Source organism: Acinetobacter sp. R933-2 (assembly GCF_030325485.1).
GTDB classification, from domain to species: Bacteria; Pseudomonadota; Gammaproteobacteria; order Pseudomonadales; family Moraxellaceae; genus Acinetobacter; species Acinetobacter sichuanensis.
This window is the reverse complement of sequence record NZ_JACAIJ010000001.1, coordinates 309,554-332,611: the sequence shown is the minus strand read 5'-3', so window position 1 is coordinate 332,611 and position 23,058 is coordinate 309,554. Positions and strand designations below refer to the sequence as shown.

General features: G+C 36.2%; 21 protein-coding genes, 2 tRNA genes and 1 pseudogene. 16 read left to right on the top strand and 8 right to left on the bottom strand.

Going from position 1 to position 23,058, the window contains the following annotated elements:
• The 10 genes and pseudogenes from HX005_RS01670 to HX005_RS01625 all read left to right on the top strand — a co-directional run bounded on the left by HX005_RS01670 (position 1) and on the right by HX005_RS01625 (position 9,149).
• Positions 1 to 76: transfer RNA gene (locus HX005_RS01670), tRNA-Met, on the top strand.
• Between the two features lie 75 nt (positions 77 to 151).
• Positions 152 to 228, top strand: a tRNA-Met gene (locus HX005_RS01665).
• A 224-nt stretch (positions 229 to 452) separates the two neighbouring features.
• Positions 453 to 977: a ribosome maturation factor RimP gene (gene rimP, locus HX005_RS01660; protein WP_286376075.1), complete on the top strand. Its 525-nt coding sequence runs from the start codon at positions 453 to 455 to the stop codon at positions 975 to 977.
• A gap of 40 nt (positions 978 to 1,017) precedes the next feature.
• A complete protein-coding gene (gene nusA / locus HX005_RS01655) occupies positions 1,018 to 2,502 on the top strand; it encodes a transcription termination factor NusA (RefSeq protein ID WP_107007139.1) in 1,485 nt (494 codons plus the stop codon).
• A gap of 10 nt (positions 2,503 to 2,512) precedes the next feature.
• Positions 2,513 to 5,212, top strand: coding sequence for a translation initiation factor IF-2 (infB, locus tag HX005_RS01650; protein ID WP_286376074.1), 2,700 nt, complete (start codon positions 2,513 to 2,515; stop codon positions 5,210 to 5,212).
• Entirely contained in the window at positions 5,212 to 5,619 is a 408-nt protein-coding gene (locus tag HX005_RS01645; RefSeq protein ID WP_107007137.1) for a ribosome-binding factor A, read from the top strand. Before infB ends, HX005_RS01645 begins: the two co-directional genes overlap by 1 nt.
• A gap of 468 nt (positions 5,620 to 6,087) precedes the next feature.
• Positions 6,088 to 6,678, top strand: a complete 591-nt coding sequence (locus HX005_RS01640; protein WP_107007271.1) for a LemA family protein — start codon at positions 6,088 to 6,090, stop codon at positions 6,676 to 6,678.
• A gap of 30 nt (positions 6,679 to 6,708) precedes the next feature.
• The gene (locus HX005_RS01635) at positions 6,709 to 7,776 is read left to right on the top strand and encodes a TPM domain-containing protein (RefSeq protein ID WP_502872707.1); all 1,068 of its coding nucleotides are present in this window, start codon (positions 6,709 to 6,711) and stop codon (positions 7,774 to 7,776) included.
• Positions 7,770 to 8,330: a TPM domain-containing protein gene (locus HX005_RS01630; RefSeq protein WP_286376073.1), complete on the top strand. Its 561-nt coding sequence runs from the start codon at positions 7,770 to 7,772 to the stop codon at positions 8,328 to 8,330. Before HX005_RS01635 ends, HX005_RS01630 begins: the two co-directional genes overlap by 7 nt.
• Positions 8,331 to 8,630: 300 nt before the next feature.
• Positions 8,631 to 9,149 (top strand): annotated as a pseudogene (locus HX005_RS01625) (hypothetical protein).
• A gap of 66 nt (positions 9,150 to 9,215) precedes the next feature.
• Here the strand turns inward: HX005_RS01625 and HX005_RS01620 are convergent.
• Positions 9,216 to 9,839, bottom strand: a complete 624-nt coding sequence (locus tag HX005_RS01620; protein ID WP_286376177.1) for an HAD family hydrolase — start codon at positions 9,837 to 9,839, stop codon at positions 9,216 to 9,218.
• 102 nt (positions 9,840 to 9,941) lie between these two features.
• A complete protein-coding gene (locus tag HX005_RS01615; protein WP_286376072.1) occupies positions 9,942 to 10,208 on the bottom strand; it encodes a hypothetical protein in 267 nt (88 codons plus the stop codon).
• A gap of 159 nt (positions 10,209 to 10,367) precedes the next feature.
• On the opposite strand from HX005_RS01615, the gene HX005_RS01610 reads away from it, so the two are divergent.
• Positions 10,368 to 10,595: a helix-turn-helix domain-containing protein gene (locus HX005_RS01610; RefSeq protein ID WP_262445244.1), complete on the top strand. Its 228-nt coding sequence runs from the start codon at positions 10,368 to 10,370 to the stop codon at positions 10,593 to 10,595.
• A gap of 19 nt (positions 10,596 to 10,614) precedes the next feature.
• Here the strand turns inward: HX005_RS01610 and HX005_RS01605 are convergent, their stop codons facing one another.
• Positions 10,615 to 11,613, bottom strand: a complete 999-nt coding sequence (locus HX005_RS01605) for an Arc family DNA-binding protein (RefSeq protein ID WP_286376071.1) — start codon at positions 11,611 to 11,613, stop codon at positions 10,615 to 10,617.
• A 114-nt stretch (positions 11,614 to 11,727) separates the two neighbouring features.
• On the opposite strand from HX005_RS01605, the gene HX005_RS01600 reads away from it, so the two are divergent.
• The 5 genes from HX005_RS01600 to HX005_RS01580 all read left to right on the top strand — a co-directional run bounded on the left by HX005_RS01600 (position 11,728) and on the right by HX005_RS01580 (position 17,820).
• Positions 11,728 to 11,877 carry an Arc family DNA-binding protein gene (locus tag HX005_RS01600; RefSeq protein WP_286376070.1) on the top strand — a complete coding sequence of 50 codons (150 nt, stop codon included), beginning with the start codon at positions 11,728 to 11,730 and terminating at the stop codon, positions 11,875 to 11,877.
• A 164-nt stretch (positions 11,878 to 12,041) separates the two neighbouring features.
• Entirely contained in the window at positions 12,042 to 13,469 is a 1,428-nt protein-coding gene (locus tag HX005_RS01595) for a tyrosine-type recombinase/integrase (RefSeq protein ID WP_286376069.1), read from the top strand.
• Positions 13,466 to 15,403 (top strand): hypothetical protein, encoded by a 1,938-nt coding sequence (locus HX005_RS01590; protein ID WP_286376068.1) that lies wholly within the window; start codon positions 13,466 to 13,468, stop codon positions 15,401 to 15,403. Before HX005_RS01595 ends, HX005_RS01590 begins: the two co-directional genes overlap by 4 nt.
• Entirely contained in the window at positions 15,400 to 17,457 is a 2,058-nt protein-coding gene (locus HX005_RS01585) for a hypothetical protein (protein ID WP_286376067.1), read from the top strand. Before HX005_RS01590 ends, HX005_RS01585 begins: the two co-directional genes overlap by 4 nt.
• A 3-nt stretch (positions 17,458 to 17,460) precedes the next feature.
• Complete coding sequence (locus tag HX005_RS01580; protein WP_286376066.1) at positions 17,461 to 17,820, top strand: hypothetical protein; 360 nt, start codon at positions 17,461 to 17,463, stop codon at positions 17,818 to 17,820.
• 70 nt (positions 17,821 to 17,890) lie between these two features.
• On the opposite strand, the gene tfpZ is transcribed toward HX005_RS01580, so the two are convergent.
• From tfpZ to HX005_RS01555, 5 genes are read right to left on the bottom strand one after another with little or no spacing between them, the layout of a single operon-like run.
• Entirely contained in the window at positions 17,891 to 18,625 is a 735-nt protein-coding gene (gene tfpZ, locus HX005_RS01575) for a TfpX/TfpZ family type IV pilin accessory protein (RefSeq protein WP_286376065.1), read from the bottom strand.
• The gene (locus HX005_RS01570) at positions 18,625 to 20,148 is read right to left on the bottom strand and encodes a spermine/spermidine synthase domain-containing protein (protein WP_286376064.1); all 1,524 of its coding nucleotides are present in this window, start codon (positions 20,146 to 20,148) and stop codon (positions 18,625 to 18,627) included. Before HX005_RS01570 ends, tfpZ begins: the two co-directional genes overlap by 1 nt.
• 1 nt (position 20,149) lies before the next feature.
• Positions 20,150 to 20,755 (bottom strand): fused MFS/spermidine synthase, encoded by a 606-nt coding sequence (locus HX005_RS01565; protein WP_286376063.1) that lies wholly within the window; start codon positions 20,753 to 20,755, stop codon positions 20,150 to 20,152.
• Positions 20,752 to 22,422, bottom strand: a complete 1,671-nt coding sequence (locus HX005_RS01560) for a phosphoethanolamine transferase family protein (protein WP_286376062.1) — start codon at positions 22,420 to 22,422, stop codon at positions 20,752 to 20,754. Before HX005_RS01560 ends, HX005_RS01565 begins: the two co-directional genes overlap by 4 nt.
• 45 nt (positions 22,423 to 22,467) lie before the next feature.
• On the bottom strand, positions 22,468 to 22,986 hold the full coding sequence (locus tag HX005_RS01555; RefSeq protein WP_353621992.1) for a pilin: 519 nt from the start codon (positions 22,984 to 22,986) through the stop codon (positions 22,468 to 22,470).
• Positions 22,987 to 23,058: the final 72 nt, after the last annotated feature.

Here is a 23,058-nt window from a genome sequence, read left to right as displayed (position 1 = left end):
GCGGGATGGAGCAGTCTGGTAGCTCGTCGGGCTCATAACCCGAAGGTCGTTGGTTCAAATCCAGCTCCCGCTACCAATCAATTTTATTTTAGAAGCAAACTAAAATAAACAACTTAGAGAGTTAAGTTGAGATAAATATTTGCGATGTTGATGCGGGATGGAGCAGTCTGGTAGCTCGTCGGGCTCATAACCCGAAGGTCGTTGGTTCAAATCCAGCTCCCGCTACCAAGTTTCTAAAGAGGGCTCACAGATAGGTGGGTCTTTTTGCACAGTGGGCTTTTAGTTTTCTGTGTAATAATAGGGGCGAATTTCGCCCTTTTTTATTGGCTATCGTGTAGTGTCGATATGAGCCGTATAGGCAAAGTTAAAGTGTCATGTTTCACTACTACTATAGTGTGTATGGGTCTGTGGTGATCTATTAAGATCATAATCGCGCAAAATGACGAGAGTAAATGAAGCTATCAAATAAAACTCAAGCACTTCAAGATTTAATTGTTCCTGCAGTGCAAGCTTGTGATGTAGAACTTTGGGGTATTGAATTTTTACCTCAAGGTAAGCGTTCTTTATTGCGTATTTATATCGATAAAGAAGTAGATAAAAATGCTGAGCCTATCATCAATGAAGATGGTGAGGTAGAGTCAGGTCAAGGCGTAGGCGTACAAGACTGTGTACGTGTGACTCAGCAAGTCGGTGCAATACTTGATGTGCATGACCCAATTTCGGGTGAGTATGCATTAGAAGTATCATCTCCAGGTTGGGATCGTCCTTTTTTTGAATTGAAACAAATGTCTCAATATGTTGGTCAACAAGTTGCACTTCGCTTAATCGCAGCCGTTGAAAACCGTCGTAAATTCCAAGCAAAACTTGTTTCTGTTGATCTTGAAAATGAAATGATTCAAGTTGAAGTTGAAAAACAACAAGTATTGGAAATTGACAGCAACAATATCGACAAAGCCAATTTAATCTATCAAGACTAAATTAATTTTAACGAATAAGAATTTGAATAGTAGGTGACTTATGGGCCGTGAAATTCTTACCGTTGCAGAGACGGTTAGTAATGAAAAAGGTGTTAGTCGTGAAGCAATCTTTGAAGCGCTTGAGCAAGCTCTTGTTGCAGCAACAAAGAAAAAATTCTACGAAGGCACAAATTCTGAAGAAGCACAGTTACGCGTAGAAATTGATCGTAAAACAGGTGAGTACAGTACTTTCCGTCAATGGGAAGTCGTTGCTGATGAAGATCATGAAATGCCTGCTTGCCAAGATGCAATCTCAGATGTAGATCCTGCAAAATGGTCAATCGGTGACATCCGTGAGCTTGAAGTACCTTCAATTGAGTTTGGACGTATTGCTGCACAAATTGCAAAACAAGTCATTGTGCAAAAAATCCGTGAAGCGGAACGTGCATTGATTGCTGAAGCTTATGAATCTAAAGTTGGTGAGCTGATCTATGGTGAAGTGAAAAAACAAACCAAAGATGGCTTTATTATTGACTTAGGTGATAATGCAGAAGCGTATTTAGCGCGCGAAGAAATGATTCATAAAGAAATTCTTCGTCCTAAACAACGTATGAATGCGATTTTATATAGCGTAAATAAAGAAGGTCGAGGTGCGCAATTATTATTGTCACGCGCTAAGCCTGAAATGTTGATCGCATTGATGAAAAAAGAAATTCCTGAAATTTCTGAAGAAATCATTGAAATTAAAGCAGCCGCGCGCCAACCAGGTGTTCGTGCTAAAATTGCAGTGAAAACGAACGATCATCGTATTGATCCTGTTGGTGCTTGTATTGGTATGCGTGGTACACGTATTCAAGCAGTACAATCAGAATTGAATGGCGAACGAATTGATGTTGTCGTGTGGTCTGATGATCCTGCTCAATATATTGCAAGTGCTTTAGAGCCAGCAGATGTATCGGGTATTGTGATTGATGAAGAAGAACGTACTGCAGATATTATTTTTGCTACTAGTGATCAATTAGCGCGAGCAATTGGTTCACAAGGTCAAAATGTTCGTTTAGCGTCTGAGCTTACAGGTTATAAGCTCAATATGATGCTTGAGGATGAATATCGTGCTCGTCAACAAAATGAAGCACAACAATATTTAGATATGTTTGTTACACGTCTTGATATTGAAGAAGATCTTGCAATGGCATTGGTTGAAATGGGCTTTACTTCTCTAGAAGAAATTGCTTATGTGCCAGTGGAAACATTTGACGAAATTGAGCTAGATGCTGAACTTGTTGAAATGTTACAAGGTCGTGCGAAAGAAGTAGCCTTAGCTGATGCTTTAAAGCAGCAAGAAAATATTCAAGAGCCAAGTCAAGAACTTCTAGAAATGGAAAGTATGACTTCTGAAATTGCATATGCTTTAGCGGCTCGTGGTGTTATTACAGTGGATGATTTAGCTGATCAAGCAACTGACGATATCGCAGATATTGAAGGTTTAAATGTTGAAAAAGCGGGTCAACTCATTATGAAAGCGCGTGAATCATGGTTTAACTAGGAGGTAATACATGACGGATAAGTCAATTAACGAGTTAGCGGTCAGTGTAGGACTTCCTGTAGAAAAGCTCCTTGATCAGGTGCGTGAAGCTGGATTACCACAAAAGAAAGCTGAAGATAAGATTACGACAGAACAGCAAGATACCCTTGTCAACCATTTGAAAAAATCTCATGGTCAAGATGTGGGTCAGGCAGGAAAAATCACGTTGAAACGTAAAACGACTAGTACCGCTAAAGTAGCAAGTACATCGGGTAAGGCAAAAACGATTAATGTAGAAGTGCGTAAGAAGCATACATTTACTAAGCCAGATCCAGAACAAATTAAAGCTGAAGCACTTGCGAAAGCAGAAGCTGAAGCAAAAGTACGCAATGAACAAAAAGCGAAAGTAGACGCTGCGCCAAAAGAGGCTGAAAGCTCTGCAAAAGCAAACTTGGAAAAAATGCGTGCTGCTGCAAAACAGCAAACAGCTGCAAAAGAAACACCAAAAGCTGCAGTCGTGGTGAAGCGTAAATCTACGAATAAACCAATTACTAAAGCAACTGTAAAAACAATCGAAACACCTGAACAAAAGAAAGCACGTGAAGCGCAAGCTGCTCAGTTAAAAGCAACTGAAGAAGCTGCTCGTCGTAAATCAGCTGAAGAAGCACAACAACGTACGCTTGAGCAAATGCGTCAAATGGCGTCTAAGTATTCTTCTGATGATAATGCGCCAACGATTCGTGTTGTGGATGATTCACCATTGGCTGCTGGTCTAGTTGGTCAAGCATACGAAGACTCTTTTGCAAAAGAAGACCGTGAAATTAAACGTGGTACAAACACGAATAATCCACGTGGTCAAAAGAAAGGTGGTCGTCGTGGTCAAGAAGAGCAATCTTTCAGCCATAATCCACATAAACGTGGCTTAAAAACAAGCCAAGCAAATAAACATGGTTTTGAAAAACCTGTTAAAAAGCAAGTTTATGATGTTGAAATTGGTGAAACAATTGTTGTTGCTGACTTGGCTGCAAAAATGGCAGTTAAAGTGCGTGAAGTAATCAAATCACTCATGAAAATGGGTGAGTTAGTTACACAAAACCAAGCGATTGATCAAGAAATTGCAGCACTTGTTGTAGAAGAAATGGGGCACAACCCAGTATTAGTTTCTGATACTCAAGCTGAAGATAATTTACTTGAAGCAGCAGAAGAAGCACGTGGTGTTCAAACAACTCGTCCGCCTGTTGTTACTATTATGGGTCACGTTGACCATGGTAAAACATCATTACTTGACCGTATTCGTCGTGCGAAAGTTGCTCAAGGCGAGGCTGGTGGTATTACTCAGCACATTGGTGCTTACCATGTGAAAACTGAGAAAGGTATTATTACTTTCTTAGATACACCAGGACACGCAGCATTTACAGCGATGCGTTCACGCGGTGCAAAAGCAACAGACATCGTGGTATTGGTTGTTGCAGCAGATGATGGTGTAATGCCACAAACTGCCGAAGCAATTGATCATGCACGTGCAGCAGGAACTCCAATTATTGTTGCGATCAACAAAATGGATAAAGAGTCTGCTGATCCAGATCGCGTATTAAATGAATTAACAACCAAAGAAATCGTACCTGAAAAATGGGGTGGTGATGTACCAGTTGCATTGGTTTCAGCACACTCAGGTCAAGGTATTGATGAGCTTCTAGACCTTATTTCAATTCAAGCTGAATTGTTAGAATTGAAAGCATCTGAAGAAGGTGCAGCACAAGGTGTGGTAATTGAAGCACGTGTTGATAAAGGTCGTGGTGCAGTAACTTCTATTCTTGTACAAAATGGTACATTGAATGTTGGTGATTTAGTACTTGCTGGTGCGTCTTATGGTCGTGTCCGTGCAATGACAGATGAAAATGGTCAGCGTATCAAATCAGCAGGTCCTTCAATTCCAGTGGAAATTTTAGGTCTTCCTGAAGCGCCAATGGCGGGTGATGAAGTTCTTGTAGTAGATGATGAGAAGAAGGCACGTGAAGTTGCTGAAGCTCGTCTAGATCGTGAGCGTCAAAAACGTCTTGAGCGTCAATCTGCCATGCGTCTTGAAAACTTGATGGCATCAATGGGCAAAAAAGATGTGCCTATTGTTAATGTTGTCTTGAAAACAGATGTACGTGGTACTTTGGAAGCCTTGATTGTTGCACTTTCTGAATTGTCTACAGACGAAGTGAAAGTACGTGTAATTAGTTCAGGTGTTGGTGCGATTACTGAATCTGACGTAATCCTTGCTGAATCTTCAGAAGCAGTATTACTTGGCTTTAACGTTCGTGCTGATAATACAGCGCGTCAAAAAGCGGATGCTGATGGCATTGATATTCGTTACTACTCAATCATTTACCAATTGATTGATGATGTGAAAGCTGCAATGAGCGGTAAACTTGCACCAGAACATCGCGAAACGATCTTGGGTGTGGCTGAAGTTCGTGAAGTCTTCCACTCAAGTAAATTTGGTGCAGCAGCAGGTTGTATGGTACTTGAAGGCGTATTACATCGTAATAAACCAATTCGTGTATTACGTGAAGATGTTGTTGTTTTCCAAGGTGAACTCGAATCACTTCGTCGCTTCAAAGAAGTTGTTGAAGAAGTCCGTGCAGGTATGGAGTGTGGTCTTGCAGTTAAAGGCTATAAAGATATCAAAGCAAAAGACAAAATCGAAGTTTATGATGTTCAATTGATTAAACGGAGTCTTTAATGGCGGGTAGTCAGCGTCTTAAACGTATGGCAGATACAGTTCAGCGAGAGTTGTCTGAACTGATTCGTCAGGAGCTGAAAGATCCACGCTTAGGTGGTATTGTAACCATCTCTGCGGTTAAGGTAAGCCCAGACTTAGGGTATGCCGAAGTTTATGTGACTGTAATGGGACGTGAATTAGGCGATGAGCAAAGTGAAGCTGCAAATAAAGAAACATTAGAGGTGCTTAATAAAGCATCAGGTTTCTTGCGTCATGAGCTTGGTCATCGTATTAAAACGCGTGTAACACCGCGTTTACGCTTCCATTATGACAAAACCAATGCATATGGTAACTATATGTTTGGTCTAATTGCTGAAGCAGTGAAGGATTTACCTCCTACTGATGAAGCAAAAAAAGATGATGAATAAATGATGTTCAAGAAAGCCACCTTCGGGTGGCTTTTTCTTATAGACAACTTATAATCCCACACAAATTGACGAATAATTAGAGAATGAAAATAAAAAATCTTTTCTTATTTTGTATCCAGTGACAGCACAAATTATGTTTAATCTGGGGAATATAGAAGTTGTACAAGTTAAACGTGATAGTGAAGTTCCTATTTTTATGTATTCTTCTGCCAAAAAATTACAATTTAGTGATCAAGAATTTCTCGATAAACGCATGAATTATGTAAATAATTCAATTTGGTTTCGACTTCAACAGTGGTGGTTTTCATTTAAAAAATTCATGAATATTTATATTTTAAATCATTAGATTGATGTGCTACAGCAAGTAAGTATGATGTGTTGTAAAGAAAATAAACAATTCTATTTTCAAAATATGTTTAGAATAAGTTTATATCAACAAATACAAATAAATACTTGAGGTTTTAAATGATGAATTCAATGAAAAAGGTCGCACTTGCATTGACATTAACCAGCACTTTAGCTTTTTCAGGCTGTGGTTATAACACACTGCAAGCTAAAGACGAATCTGTAACAGCCGCATGGTCTGAGGTTGAAAACCAATATCAACGTCGTGCAGATTTAGTCCCTAACCTTGTAAATGTTGTAAAAGGTTATGCTAAACACGAAGAACAAGTATTAACTGAGGTAACCCAAGCGCGTGCTAATGTTGCTGGTCTAAAAGTTGATAAGGAAGTATTGGAAAATCCTGAACTGTTTAAAAAATATCAAGAAGCGCAGGCACAAATGAGTAGTGCTTTATCACGTTTATTAATGGTACAAGAAAAATATCCAGATCTAAAAGCCAATGAGCAATTTAAAGATTTACAAGTACAGCTAGAAGGTACCGAAAATCGTATTAGTACAGCACGTACACGCTATGTAGAAACTGTACAAGATTACAATACGTATGTACGCCAATTCCCACAAGCGATGACTGCAAAAGTGATTGGAATGAAAACCAAGCCAAACTTTAGTGCAGAAGCAGGCGCTGCAAAAGCACCAACTGTCAATTTCAACTAAGTTAAATTGAACACTTTGTGAGGATGCTACATGCTTGAAATGAGTCAATGGATCGGTCGAAAAATGAAAACCGTCTTCATGTTAATGATTTGTACGTTAGTACTTACATTTCAATCATTTGCATGGGCTGAAACTGCTACAGCAACAGATTCGTTAGATGATGCTGTTGTTGTCGCTAAAGTGATTCAAAATAATACCAACGCACAAGATGATTCACCTGAAGTTATATCAACATCAAATCAGACAGCTTCTTCGGTAAAAAATGATTTGGCAGATGGGCAAATACGCCAATTACCCAGTTTAAATGAGCCTGTTATTGATCAGGCAAAAGTTTTGTCTGCAAATGAAAAACAAAACTTAGAAGCAAAAATTCGCAATATTTATAACCAAGGTAAAGCTCAAATTGGTGTGATTATTGTGCCAACGACAGGGGCTGAAGGCATTTTTGACTTTGCTATGCGTACTGCGGAACAATGGAAATTAGGCTCGGCGAAACAAGATAATGGTTTGTTGATCGCAGTTGCAGTCAATGATCGAAAAATTCATATTGCGACAGGTTATGGTTTAGAAGGTGTATTGCCTGACATTATGGTGAGCCGAATTATTCGTAATCAAATTACACCGTACTTTAAATCAGGGCAATATGGTCAAGGCATACAAGCTGGTGTGATGGAAATTGAGCGAATTCTAAATCTTGACCCTGAAATTGCCAAACAAGCTGCTGATGAGTTAAAAGCTCGTCAAGACCAAGCCATTCAAGAGCAAGAAGCTAAAGACCGTACAATGACAACCGCAATCATCATTCTTATTGTGGGTATATTTGCTTCATTTATTATTGGTAATCGTTTAAGTGCTTCTGTAGCGGGCGTGACTGCTTTTGCGGCGGGTTTAATCTACGGCTCTGGTATTTTAATGAGTTTGGTCTTAGGTTTTGGTATATTTTTCTTATTAATTACTTCTTTAGCACAACTGATTTTTCAAATGTTTCTTTCTGGTGGCGGGCGAGGAGGAAGTAGTGGTGGTGGTTTCGGTGGCGGTGGTGGATATAGTGGTGGTGGAGGTGGATTTGGCGGTGGAGGTGCTTCAGGCTCATGGTAACAAAAACAGACACAACAACAATTTTGACACAACCTAAATTACAGCAGCAAGTGACACCAAGCTTTTCACGCTGGTTAAAACATTTTTTTTATATGCCTGCATCCAAACGCTATTTTTCTAAACAAGATCAATTTGCGATTGCAGAAGCCGTGAAACAAGCAGAGCAAGGGCATATTGGAGAAATTCAAGTTGTTATTGAAGGGCATATTCCAAGCAATCAAGCTTATTATCAAAATACATACTTACGTGCTCAGCAGTTATTTGCTGAACTAGGTGTTTGGGATACAGAAAAAAATAGTGGGGTTTTGCTTTATCTTAATTTATGTGAGCAAAAAGTTGAAATCGTGATAGATCGAGGCTTAAAAAAAGCTACGGAACAAAAGCTTTGGCAAGATGTATGTGACCAAATTGTTCTGGAATTAAAAAATAAACGCCATAGGCAAGCTGTTGTAAATGGTGTATTAAGTATTGGTAAAATATTGAATTTGTATTATGAGCAAATCGGTTTGGATGAGTTTAATGAGCTACCAAACTCACCAATCATCTTAAACTAAAGTATTAAAGTGACGGAAAATGTCACTTTTTTACATAAAATAACTTAAAAAAACACAAGCTAATTTAGTTGTTGTAAAAAACAACAGATTCAATGAAAATAAAAAAGTGTTAAGCAGTTAGCGTTTTTTAACTTCCAAATAAAAACTTAACTGCACTAATTTATAAAAAATTAAAATATTGGAGAAATGTTATGAACTCAATTCAAAAGGGTTTCACCCTTATCGATACTCCATAAGTGTCCATATAAAATGAACAATCCATAAGTAAGTCAATATGGACATAAAAATAATAAATTTGATATGAAGAGTCAATATTATCTTTTTCTACTTTTTTCAATCTCTGTTTTTACTCATGCTCAAGAATTAGACTTAATCCAATATTCAGATATTTCATCAGTTCCTCAAATTGCGTCAAATCAAAAAATTCAAATAGAACTTCGAAAGTTGTTAAAGCACGATTATCCAAAATTTCAATCTAATTTCGAAAATTACTCCGCTCCCTATTTACTGAAAACAGATGCGGCTTTGTATTATGAAGGTAGGTCTGGAACCAATTTAGATGCTTCATTGGCTATTGTTTTTGAAGATGGGTGATTGTTTGCTGCAATTTATTTTGCCAAAGCCAAAAAGCTAAAATATTTTAGCAATGATACAAGTTGTTCAGAACAGTTACATCCTGCGATTAAAGTCTTTGCTCAGCAGCGTGAGATTCAAGGTATTGAGTATGCAACGGCAGGATTGGATACAACTTTAAAATATAATCGTGGTTTGCTCTCTAAATGTGAGGCTTATATCAAAAAGCTAAAGAAACAAAACTAATTTGAGTTATTTGAATCATACATATTTTCATAAATAATTTTTTCTTCAGGCTTAAGCAAATACTCATTACTTAATGATATCGGCTAAAACACCTGCTAATTTTTGACCATTCTTACGATCAATTAAACGTGCTGACATACCAAATTCATTTGGACCACTATAATCAGCTAAAGGTGTATCTCCGATAAACAAAACATCTTTGGCACGACATTCTAATTGATCTATTAAATATTGATAAATTTGTAGCTCTGGTTTAATTGCTCCAGCCTCATAACTCCAAGCATAAGCATCAAGAGAAGGTAAAAATGAAGAAACAACTTTTCCATATGGCATCGCTAAATTGGAGCATAATGCCAATCTGAATCCCAGTTTTTTTAATTCTTCCAAAGTTGATAAGGTATCTTCATACAGTCTAATAGAGCGTAACTCTTCATCTAAATCATGCTCAAGTTCTTGCAGAAATTGGTCTGGAATATTTACTGCTAATCGCTTTGCAAGCTCTGCCAAATTAAAATTGTGGGACATAATAAATTTGGCATCATCAGGTTTTGGTTGTCGCCCATTTTCTTTTAGCCATTTCATTAATTTTCTATATGGGGAACGTCTTTCCCCTATTTTTACAAGTGTACCAAACACGTCAAAAGCAATGACTGATGGTTCAATATGACTTGCTTTTATCGATGAATCCATATTTTTACAACCAATTAAATTAAGTTTCACTTTTAATCGAGATTGCAATAAGAGGGTCAGTTAAAAATTAAGGGAAATATTTGTTATCTCCCTTTGTTTATTTTATTCACTAAAGTTTGCAAACATAATTTTAGGAAAGTTTTTCATAAAGTGACGTCTAACATTATTGAAGTCACTAAGATCATGTTGATTTTTTTCAAAATAATTAACCCAAGCCAAAGTTGCATCTTGGTCATTTAAGTTAGGATTAACATTCAGGAATAAAGCTAAATCAAATGTACGGTCAATATTAAACTCTTTGATTAGAGCAACAGCAGTTGAGCGGACTTCTTCTGAAACGGAGAATTTTGGAGAAAAATAGTTATTCATAGCTGAACTCACATAGAAATTATATAATGATATTTAGAAAGGTTATTTTGTTTCACTATGAAACAAAATAACCTGCTGTGGGTTAAATTATCATGTTAAAAATTATTTATCAAGTTAAATTGACTTGCTGTAGGTTATTATTTTGATTTGAAGGTTGCTATGATTAGATGTAGGTTGTCAGCTTTAATGGGTGAGCGAAAAATTTTAAAGTTAAGTGAGGTAGCTCAGGCGACCGGTATTAATCGCAATACGCTAACAAGCCTTTACTATGACAGGGCAATACGAATTGAACTTTCAGTCGCTGATACCTTGTGCAAATATTTTAATTGCAATATGCAAGATCTATTTGAATATACTAATGGGGATGAAGAAAGGGATGACACTTAGTAAAATGTCATCCCTTTTTTTAAAGCTCAATAGGATGTTTTAGATACAATTCAGGATCATTCCAAATTGTCTGAATGTATTCTTTTTCTTTGAAATCACGCAATACTCTTGCCCTTAATTCATCAAAACCATCCCAATAATCTAAAGTGCGATCAGGTAACTTATCTGCTAAATCATCTACCCAAGGAATATGATGTAGTTTTTCTGCAATTGTTAAGGGATGAACTGTTCCAGTCAAAATAAGTTTAAACTGCTCTTCTGAAAGCAGATGACTATATACATTCACCTTAGATTTATAATATCGCAACAGTAGTTTGGTTAATAAACAAAGATATAACAATGAGTTATATCCACCAACACCATTTACATCACTGATATGATATGGGGGGTAAAAAGTCTCAACTGCGTAATTTTCATAAATTTTAAGAATAATTAACTGCCCTGCTTCTGATAATTCGCGAATAAATTTTATTTCTTTCACTTTTGATGCAGATAAATATTCATTACTTGGGTTTGAACCTAAGAGCAGCTTTATATCTTGATCTAAATATTCATTTAAACGTATATGTTGAATATCATACGGAGTTTGTTTGCCAAAGAATAACCAGTTCGGATTTGCTGAAGTATGTTGCGCTATTTTTCCCAATTGTCCGAAGGTGGGTTCTAATTCTGCTCTAAACCAAGCTTCAGCTTCATCGGCCGTTTCTTCACCTATCTCAAAGGCTAATTCAGCAATTGTAAACTCTCTGAAATGATAAATTTTTTTTAATTCACTTAATACGAAATTTAAACGCTCAGCTACCACTTTTTTTCGTTCTGTGGGTGAGCGTGATCGCAGAAATTTTTCAACGATTTTTGCAGCTTCAACTTGAATATTGTCATTCATAACGAATGAATCATAAAGCCGAGAAGTTGCTTCAGCATTAATGGAGCGTTGATTGGCTTTCGCAGCATCATCCACTTTATTTTTTAACTCTTCTGGAATTCGAAGGTTAAATTGAATGTCTTTTTTACCCATATATTTCACAAATAGTAAAAAATTTAATACTAGCATTATGCTATAAAAAAATAGTTGACATAAGTGATAGCATATTGCTATGTTAGCAATATGCTAATAATTGATTAATTGCATATGAAACAAACAAATTTACGCTTACCTATAGATTTAATTTCTTGGGTTAAACAAACAGCAAAGCAAAGACATCAGTCAATGAATGCTTTTTTTATTACGGAATTGGAACGCTTAAGAAAGGAGGAACAGAATAAATTGACAAAAAAGTAATTATTTTCATTCGGCAAAAAGTATAAAAGCCCATGCGGGAACATGAGCTCTTATAGATTGTCTTGATTGGTGTCCAGACAATCCCATTTTGATGAATAGGGGCATTTTTGTCAATCCTATCTTAAGGTCGCTTTTTGCCTGTTTTTAATAAACAGGAGGCTCAAATGAGCACTAAACTTAAAAATGGTCAGTCACGCTACCAGTCTAAAGCCAAAATTGTGACCATCAAAAAATTTCAGTTATTGACGTTGGTTAAGGCAACTCATTGTTTCAATGATGCCGATTTCGAAAATTATGGTGATGCGTACCTTGAATTTCCTGTAATTATTCAGGGAGATGGTAGTCCGTCAGAAATTTTTAATCTGTACTTGCTGAAAAAATTACAGCAAACAGTACAGTATGATTTTAAAACTTTTGCATCTATTGCACACCAGCTTGTGGATTTTCAGCGCTTTTTAGAAGATGAACAGCTGGACTGTTTGAAATTTCATAAGCTAAAACAGTTGAATGCGATTTTTAAATATCGTACTCGTCTTATTGAGCAGACAAATGCAGGTCTAATTTCAGCTCGCTCTGCAAGTAATCGAATTAATGCGGTAGTGAATTTTTACCGATTTCTCGTTACAGAAGATTTGATCGATCATCAGTGCTATGGCATACCGTTTAAAGATGTTTACAAATATATTGCTGTAGATAATGAATTTGGTGCACGTCGAAAAATGGCAATTAAGTCACATGATCTTGCAATTCATGTTCCAGCCAAAGCTCCAAATTCTGAAGCGATTGTGGATGGTGGTGAATTAAGCCCTCTCAGCGTTGAATCGCAAACTGTCATATTAAAAGCACTGCAAAAATCATCACGTGAATATCAGCTGATGTTCTATCTAGCATTATTCACAGGTGCCCGTTTACAAACCATTTGTACTTTACGAATAAAAAGTTTAATTGGTTGTGAGCTTGATAGTCATGGCTTTATTCGTCTGCCAGTTGGGGCGGGTACAGGTGTGGACACTAAATTTCAAAAGCCGATGACACTTTTGATTCCAAATTGGTTAGTACAAGATCTTAAAATCTATATCAATAGTGAGCAAGCGCATCTGCGTAGACAGAAATCAAATTATGGCGACTCGGATGAAAACTATGTGTTTCTCACCAAGCTTGGTACACCTTTCTACACCAGCAAAGCTGAACAGCAAGAACTGACTGAGCAGATTAAAGCCTCTGACTCATTTGGGGCGAGGCTGAAACTGTATGAGGGTGAAGCGGTACGTAGTTATTTAAAAGTCGTGCTATTACCCGAAATTCGCTTGATTGATCCACAATTTAAAAGTTTTAAATTTCATGATTTACGTGCCAGTTTTGGGATGAATCTGCTTGAAAGTCAATTGCAGCATCTACCTGAAGGGCATTCTGCTATGACAGCGGTCGAATATGTGCAAGCTCGGATGGGACATCGCAACATCAGCACAACTTTACAGTATTTGAATTATAAATCACGATTGCAATGGCGCAGTAAAATTCAGCATGAGTATGAATCAAGCTTAATGAAATACGTGATGTCTTCTGTCAATTTAGCAGGAGAATTGTCATGAATTTTAGACGCTCTCCGATTTTTGTGCATATCTCAGATATCAACAAACAAATTATTGAACATGAAAGACTTGTTCTTGTCTGCAAAGATAAGACAGCTTCTTTTGCTTTTAAAACATTTGACATCGGAACTCTGTTTTATCGTAAAAGAGTATCTGACGAGGTCTTGTCGGAACAACAGTTATCTGCATCTTTTGATGAAAAAAGACGTTATTTTTTGCAGTGTTTAACGGACTATTTGTTGCAAATGGGCGGATCAGATTTGTCAAAAGGGCTCTTTTACTATACTAGTAAAATGTTTCTAGATTATGTGGATTTGCAAAAGAAAAATTTTGATTTATCAAATCAAGACAGTGTGATCGATGCGTATCGTCGTTACAGCAAATATTTAGTTGATCGCACTTTGCTTGCAGATACTGATGAAGAAAACTTGGCTGCACATACAGCAAAGCAATATCAGCGTAATGCGGCGAAGTTAATCGCATATGTATTTGACTGTCATGAAATTGATATTGTTAGTCAAGCGATGCAAGTACAGTCTCAGCGTTATGATGTTCCTGTTTTTCCAATCGCTAAAGAAGATCATCAAAAAACTTATGCAACTTTTTTGAATGTCTTTCTTGAAATTCATCGTATTGTTGTACAAGAAAATGACTTTCCTGCGCATTTTCAATCTGTGGATGAAGAAGATTTTTATTTTTACTCGGGCTTTCATCATCAAACTGAAAAACAGCATATTCAGTTTGATGTACAGAGTTACTTAGCCAAATATCCAATTATTCCAGCCCTTTCCAAAATGCTGGCTGATTTTGAGTTAGAAGAAGATAGTGAGTATCGAAAACGTGTACGTGAAAATCGCAATCAAGCGATTCGTAAACTTGAAGAACGTAATAAAAACAAGCGACATTTAGAGCGCACAAGACTTGCCTCCTACGGTCTTGCCATTGGTATGCTGTTATTTATTGCGCAAACTGGTGCAAATCTAGACACTGCTCAACAGTTACAACTTGATACGATGGAAATCCGACCAAGTACCCAAGGGCGCAGGTTTTCAGGAACAAAAAGCCGTGCAGGTGACAAGATAGTACGACCAGAATTTGGGGTGAAATTTGAGCCAGTTTTTAGGAGGATTCTGGAACTTCGAGAATGGTATGTACAAGATGAAGTATGTGATTTTGTCTTTCCATTGCGCAATGAAATTCAGCAATTGGGACCTGTAAGCAACGGCAGATTACAATTAATAAAAAAATTTTTACAGCGCATTTTCCCGAAAATGGCTTGGATCACCCCACAAGAGTGGCGCAAGCATGTTAGCAGTCAATATGTTGAATTGAGCGATGGCGATTTATTGCTTGAAGCTGAAGTGATGGGGCACTCACTTGATACAGCAAGAAATAATTATGCACGTACTTCATTCAAAGATGCAGCTCAGCAAATTTCACAATTTTTTAATGAGTTGAGAGAAGTTGCGGTGGCACAAACTCGAACCGTTGAGCGTATTCCTGTGCAAACTTTAGATGAGACTGTTGATGTTCAAACCTTAGCTGTCGGGGCTTGTACGACTACCAATCTACAACCTGAAAAAGCAACAGGTTTTACTGCGCAAGCTCCAACTCCAAACTGTCAGCAATTTGAGCACTGTTTATTTTGCCAGCATTATGCAGTTCATGCTGATGACGAAGATGTGCGTAAGCTTTTATCACTGAAAAGCCTGCTCGGCTACGTTAAGCAAAAAGCCACGGACTTAATCAAGTGGGAACAGCAGTTTGGGGTTGTGCTACATCGAATTGACGAAGTAGTCAACGAATTATCAGATACTTATGAAAATTTACGTGATCGTATTTTTTCAATACAAGAAGAAGTAGAAAGTGGTGATTTAGATGCCTATTGGCTCAATCATTTTGAATTGCTAATTGATTTGGGGTGGATATCATGATTTCATTTAATTCATATCTATATTCATTGGGTATTGCTGAGCAGTTCTTACCTGATGAGTATAATCTACAGAATAATCAGCTGACTGTTCCAAGTATTTTTGTATTATCGCGAATGAAGAGTGGTGAGATATTGTCAGTTTATTCAGACAATATCTGGGATCTTTCTCCATATTTACCGAAGTGTGATTGTCGCCTCAATTTTGATAGTTGGCTTGAAAATGTCCGAGAAAATGACTTTCTTTACTGTCAAATTCGGGCAGAAATGAAAAAAATCAGTTTTGCTTTGCTTTATATAAAATCTGGTAAGTCGATTATTAAAAGTATTGAACAGCGGCATACGGTCTTACGCCAGTTTGCAGCAATTGCATATAAAAATGGTTGTACACTGCAACAGTTATTTAGTGATGTTGCATATATATCAAAGGTGAATGATGCTTATGTTGGTGTGAGCTATCAAAAAGCAATTCACATTAAAGCATTTTTAACGGATTGTTTTGCCTTACAACAGCAATACCCATTGCTCATTCCTGCGTTTAGTACATATAAGCCAATACAGCATTTAGCAAAGTTGGCTGCTCAAATCAGGTTGCAGTCAGGCAAAGTAGGTCCACAAACCAAAGTTGTTCCTTCACGGCTTTATATAGCCTTAATTAATGCTTTAGCAGATAAATTGAATGAATTTAATCAAAATACATCAGCACTTCTGAAATGGTTTCAGCGCAAGCAGCAGGATGCAAATTTTGCTTTGATGCCGACAGCGTTTAAACGTGAAAAAAATGCGGTAAGTTTTGCTGATGCTAGAGATTTACTCGGTTTAACGGCACTGTTTGAAAATAATCAGATTCAAAAACATGCCAACCTCACCCGTTATATGACGCTGATTCAAGGTATGACCAAGTTGTGGATTCATCTATTTACAGGGATGCGTGATAATGAAGTGAATCAGCTGTCTTCTGATTGCTATCAAACTATTCAAAGTAACGAGCATCTTGTGCATGTCATTATGGGCTATACATCAAAATTACACGGGGGTGGCAAAAAGTCTACGTATTGGATCACGTTTGAAGATATTCAAGTAGGCGTACACGCAGCACAAAGTATTGGTGAAATATATGCCCTGTTCAACCCACATTATGATATGTCTAATCCTGCTGAATACCCATTATTTCCAACGCTATACTCGCAAAAGTATCGAAATAAAAATAACAGCAATATTGAGCATAAAACGGATTTTATCTCTAATTTTGAGGGTGCTCCGACTCGAACACAGTCTAATTTTAATCAGTATTTAAGCCGTATTTCTGTCTTGCTTGGAGAGGGGGTGAAAATCACAGAAAGTGATATCGCCGAGCTTGAAGCTTTTGATGGTTTTCGCAACTGGCGTGAAGACAAGGACTGTCAAATTGGTCAATATTGGAATATTTGCACGCATCAATTCAGACGTTCGCTTGCAGTTTATGGCGCACGTTCAGGCATGATCGGACTCGGTGCTTTGTCTGTTCAATTTAAGCATCTAACAGAGTCTATGACTTTGTATTACCGTAATAATGCGGTATTTGCGCCAAATATTTTAGTGAGTGATAGTCAAAAAGAGTTTATTCAAGAGCTGGAATATCAGCGCTTGGTGCATTCTTATGCTCAGTTTGAGGATGGTGTAATTAATAGTTCTAGTCGTTTGGTCGGTGGGGCAGGAACCTATTTGCAGCTGCAAAAAGACTGTGAGCAATTACTCACAGTATTTCCAAATCGTGAAGAAACGATTAAGCGTATGAAAAAAGGGGAAATTGCGTATAAACCTAGTCTTTTTGGGGCTTGTACCAACCCCGATTCATGCGAAAAAATTTCATTTACTGCAATTACGAGTTGTCTGAGTTGTGCTCATGCGGCGTTTGATACTGGCAGCGCAGAGAAGATGCAAAAAGCGGTTCAGCGACTGCAACGAGTACGTGGTAAACAAATACAAGGCAGCTTGCTGTACGCACAAATGGATAGTGACATTATGGTTTTAAATAAGACCATTCAAAAAATTAAAACGATCAATATTGAGGTTTAAAATATGAGTGCACTCAATGAATATTATGCTGCTTTAGAACGATTAAAAGCCAATAAGCCAACCGTCTTGCCTAAAGGTTCTGCAATTAATAATGACACTGTAGCACTTGAAGCAGGGCGTAAACGGGGTTCGATTAAAAAGAGCCGTCATGCTGCATTAATTGAGGCAATTGAACAAGCTGCACAGGCAGCAGGGCAAAATGTTCTTTCGCCTGCCCAGCAAATTGAGCAAGCGAAAACTAAGACCAAGGCAGTGAAAAGTGATTATGAGCAGCTGAAAGAGGATTATGAAATACTGCTGGAAAAGTGCAATTCTTTATTGCTAGAAAATTTTGAATTGAGGCAAGGTACTCGGACTATTTGATTAATATAGCCACTCAGTTTATAAACTTAGTGGCTTTTTATAAACGGAGTTAAAAAATATGCCGTTAAAATTATTCCCACGGTCTTAAGTCTACTATTTTGATGATGCTTGCAGATTCTTTATTGACTAAAACCACCATATCTACCGCAGTGGCTTTTAGCGGTAAAAATGCCGTTGCTTGAGGGTATTGAGCGAGTATCATTTTTACTATATTCGGATCATTAAAATCATTTAGGAGGGCTAAAGGTTGTGCCCGCTGTTTGATAGAGGTTTTAGCTTGGGTCAGCTCTACATAACGTTCAGGTTGTTGTGAGAGAGAAATTCCTCCTAGCACTTCTATAAACATATCATTATTATGTTGTTGAACATCTTTTGCTGATTTTATCGCTACCAATTGTGGTTTCGTCCACGATACATGTTGAAACTTTTGTTGAGCTTGATCAATATGATCTAAAATGATGTCATTTTTACGTACTAATTCAAAACGATCCACATAATAAACCAACCATGCTGGACGGCCTTGCTCAATACTATAAATACCATAACATAAAGCAGAAACTTGTAAGGCAATAATCACTGCAATATCAAATTTAAGTGATTTCTTACCTTCCTTATAGACCAATAAACCCAAGACTGGTCCGACAATTACATCGATTGCCAGCATCATCAGGAAAATTTGCGTCACACCCACTGCTGTAGCTAAAGGTGTTGGATACCAAATAAAAAATACCAAACCAACCACACACAAGGCGAGCATCAAAGAAATACTTAAATGATTAAGAAAAAATTTTAGACGTTTTGACATTAGAATCCCTTCCCATATTTATACTCAGTAATCATATTGTCATCAGTAATTGCTTCAGGTGGACGATATGGAAACTGGGATAAATCCATTTCTGCATATGGTGTTAATGGTGTTTTTAAAATAATGTCTGCTGCGGATGAACATTCATCAGCATCTTTAAAAATAGGCGTTTGAATTGAATGTCGCACCAATTTACATAATTGTGTTTGCATATATTCATGATTTGGCAATGAAATTGGTTGCATTGCATTGAGTACCATAAATTTATATTGATACACATTAGGAAAAACTTGATTTGCAGTATAGTATGCATCTATAGATTGGGTTGTGTTGTAAAATAGAATACCATCATTTTTCATTCTAGGTTTTAGCATGATTAAAAAATCTTGACTTAATAAGTTAGATGCATAAGCACGCCAATACCATGTCGTATTCATTAAAATAATGTCATATTTTTTCTCAGGTTGCTTTTTTACCCATTTTCGACCATCATCAAAAATAATCTCAATACGTTTATCTTTGAGTATATCCGATACAATCAGGTCTGTTTTAATTAGATCAATATAAGCAGGATTAATTTCAATCACTGTGATTTTTTTCAAGTTTGGCATCATGCTTAAAACTTTGACCCATGACCCTGTACTTAATCCAATCACCAAAATTTCTTGTGCATCAGGTTTTAGTACAGGCAGTAAGTAAGCGCGATCAATGCCGTTAGAATTATGAAAAATATTAGTATTGAGCTTTCCATCATAGACATTTGCTCCGTATACCACACGGTCTTTTCCTTGATCATAAACTTGGATGAAACCATGTTTATTTTCAAAAATTTGGCTTGGATAGGCACTCAGTTGTGGATTTAAATAATCTTCTTTTTTTGAAAACTCATAAAAAATTTTATCTGGAATTAACATAAGCAATAGTGTAACAATACCTAAAGTAATACCTACATATTTTAATCTTCCCGAATTTAAACATAACACCGCAATAATAATCGTAAAAAAACAAATCAATAGATAAACTTGCTGAGTATTCAAATAATCTAATGCAATAAAACTAATCAATATCGGGGCTAAGGCACTACCAAAGACATTTAAAAAATAGACATTCGAGATTTGTGAACCTGTTTTTACTTGTGCTGTTCCAACATGATGAATCAATGGAAAAATAATCCCACGGACGCTTGCACAGATAAATACACATAAACCCAGAAATAAGATAGAGATATCAAAGTTCTTGGTAAATATATATACGAAGGCGATGAGAATAATATCAACCATCGCCGCAAGCATAAAAATTTTACCCAAAACCCACATTTGCACATGGGTGTTTTTCTTGCAAATAGATTTACCTATGGATGCACCACAGGCAATCCCTATTAAAAATAATGCAAGTGTATATGAAAATGTTTGTGGAACTGTCATTCCTACAAAAGAAATCAAACGCATCCAAATAATTTCTTGAGCTAAACTTAAAAATCCACTAAAAAAAGATACAAGATAAATCAGATGATTATTTTTCATATTATTTTCTACCATAGACAATAAAGACTAAAAAAGAAATGCCGAGGTTTAGCATTGCTGCAATATAGATCGTATGGGATAAGGTAAAATGATTAAAAAGGATAAACCCCGTTGCTAATGCACCAAAAGCGGCACCAAGTGTATTATAGAAATAGAGTTGCCCAATGGAGTCACCAATATTTTGAATATATTGATTAAAAAAACTAGTCAATAATGGTAAAGTTGTTCCCATTAGGAATGTAGGGAATAATAATAGAATAAAACTACCCAATGCTGTCATCACCAAATTAGCATGAATCAATATGTCTTGTAAGTTTAGAATTAAATGATGACTCAACAGACCAAAACAACCAATTCCAAATTCAATCAAGCAAAATAAGATAATGATATTTTTAGAGAATTTATCTGCAATACGACCACCAAAAAATGCGCCTATACCCAATCCCGACATAAAAACTGAAACAATGACGGTAATTGAAGTCAAATCAACCCCAAAACCCGTAAAGAGTAATCGTTGCCAACAAACTTGATAAATTAATGCACTTAAGCCAGAAATAAAAAAGATCGCAGCTAAGTTAGAGAGCATTTTTTGCTGGGTTTGGTTCATTTTATTTCCTTGCAGATTTTATCATATTGGGCTGAGTCAAAATTTTTTCCACCTAAAACCAAACGTGGATAATCTTTAAATGGGCTGAGTATACTTTTTTCTTCCGTATATTCAGGAATATGAATTTTAGCCGCTTGAATTAAGGTTGGGAAAATAGCCGTTTGATTAATTTTTCGGTCTTTATTTTGTATTAAGTATGCGATTTGGCTTGGATACTGAGAAGCGAATAGATCCGAATACCATGCAAAACTAGCAATTTCAAGATTATGTTGAGTATCTAAACCATGTCCACTTTTTCCACAACCATTATCAAAAAGATCTTCGCCATGATCTGATGTATATAATAAGAAGGACTCTGCATCTTTCTGCTGTTTTAATGTCTCAATAAATTCATTTAAAACATGATCAGTAAATAGAATCGAATTATCGTAACTATTTACGAGTTGTTGCTTATATTTAACCTCCTGCAAACTATATTTTGATAGATCATTGAGTGATGGTCTAAAAATATCATATTCTTTGGGATAACGATGTGCATAGTTATAATGACTACCTAAGGTATGAACCACAATAAATTGTTTATTTTCATTGCGGTGTACAATTTTATTGAGTACAGGAAGAATAACATCATCATGTTCGCCTGCATCGGTATAATTGGCTTTATTTAAAAAAATTACTTGGTCTGCTTCTTTAGCATAAACTGATGTGCTGGTATCGAAATTTCCGAATTTTTGCTGAGTAGATAACCAATAGGTTTTGAACCCTACCTCTTTAAAAGCTGAAATTATTGATTTTTCTGGAAAGTTATAGTTATAAATTTGATCTGCTGATTTACGTGTCAAGATCATAGGTATAGAGGTTCGAGTTGCACTAGAAATAGATAACATATTGTTAAAGTTAACTATATTTTTTTGTTGGCTCAATAATGGATTGGTTTTTCTGGTATAGCCATTGAGTTGCCAATTTTTTCTGCGACTAGTTTCTCCAATTACTAATATATATATTTGTTTTTGAGTCATATTCAAATTTTGTTTTGCATTAAATTTGAATTTTTTATTTTTTTCAAAAGAAAAATTAATTTTTTTTTGTTCTTTTATTAAGTCCGAAATAGAAATAAAAAAACCTAAAGGATAGGTTTTTTTAATGTCTTGAATATATGGATTCTTTTCTTTAGTTAGAAAATTATCTCTTTGAATTGGGATGAACTCTTCAGCTTGGGCATCAAGATTCAGATTTAAAGCATAAATTAAAGTGAAATATAGTGTTCCTATTATTAACACCCATAAGCGACTGCGATGATTCCAAATTAAAGGAGATTTATAGTTTTTATAGAAAAGTTTTAAGCATCCAATACACCAAATAATCCAAAAAATTAAATAAATGAATAGTTTGTTGCCGAAAAAGGCTATAGCTTCTTGATAATCAGTTTCTAATATAATACTTAATATTTGTTCATTAATGTTTGTTTGATAAATTGAAATATAATACAAATATGCTGGGATAATAAAAAAAAATGGAAAAAATAGAAATATATATTTGCTACTTTTGATAATTGAAAAAAAATAAAAAATAAAAAATAAACTTAAAGCCAGATAGTAGAGATCTCTTACTTTGAAAGATAAATACAGATCCGGTAGTAGTAATAACCACATAAAAGTTAAACCCAAAAAAACACCTCTCAAAAGAGAAGTGTTTTAAATCAGTACTACAAATTAAGGTGAAGAAGCAGCAGCAGTGCGACAGTTAGCAGGTAAAAATTTACTTTCAACAGTAGTGCCCGCTCCACCACACTGCCAATTCACCTGTAACCCAGCACTAGTAGCAGCGCTTAAATCTAAAGCAGTAGTTCCATCAGCAGCGACTGGATTAAGTGTTAAAGTGCTCTTAGCGTCAGGTAACACAGCTGGTTTAAATTTAATTGAAATAATTCCACTTTCACCACTTAATACCGATGCAACATTTTTATTGCCAGCTAAAGCAGTTGTATCTAATGGATTAGTGCCAATTGCTGTACAAGTAGCATCGTCTTTACACTCCATTGATGAAGGTCCTTTGCTTTGGAAACTTTCATTAATTGCAGTTTTTAAAGCTGAAGATAAAGATAAACCATCTGATACTTTCGCACGAATAGTATAGTTTTGGTATGCTGGAATCGCAATTGCCGCCAAAATACCAATAATAGCCACCACAATCATAAGCTCGATGAGCGTGAAGCCTTTTTGATCATTCATAACTTTTCTCCAATATTTTAAAAATTTTATAGCTTTAATAAGCAATTTTAATTCAGGGTATTGAGTGTGAAA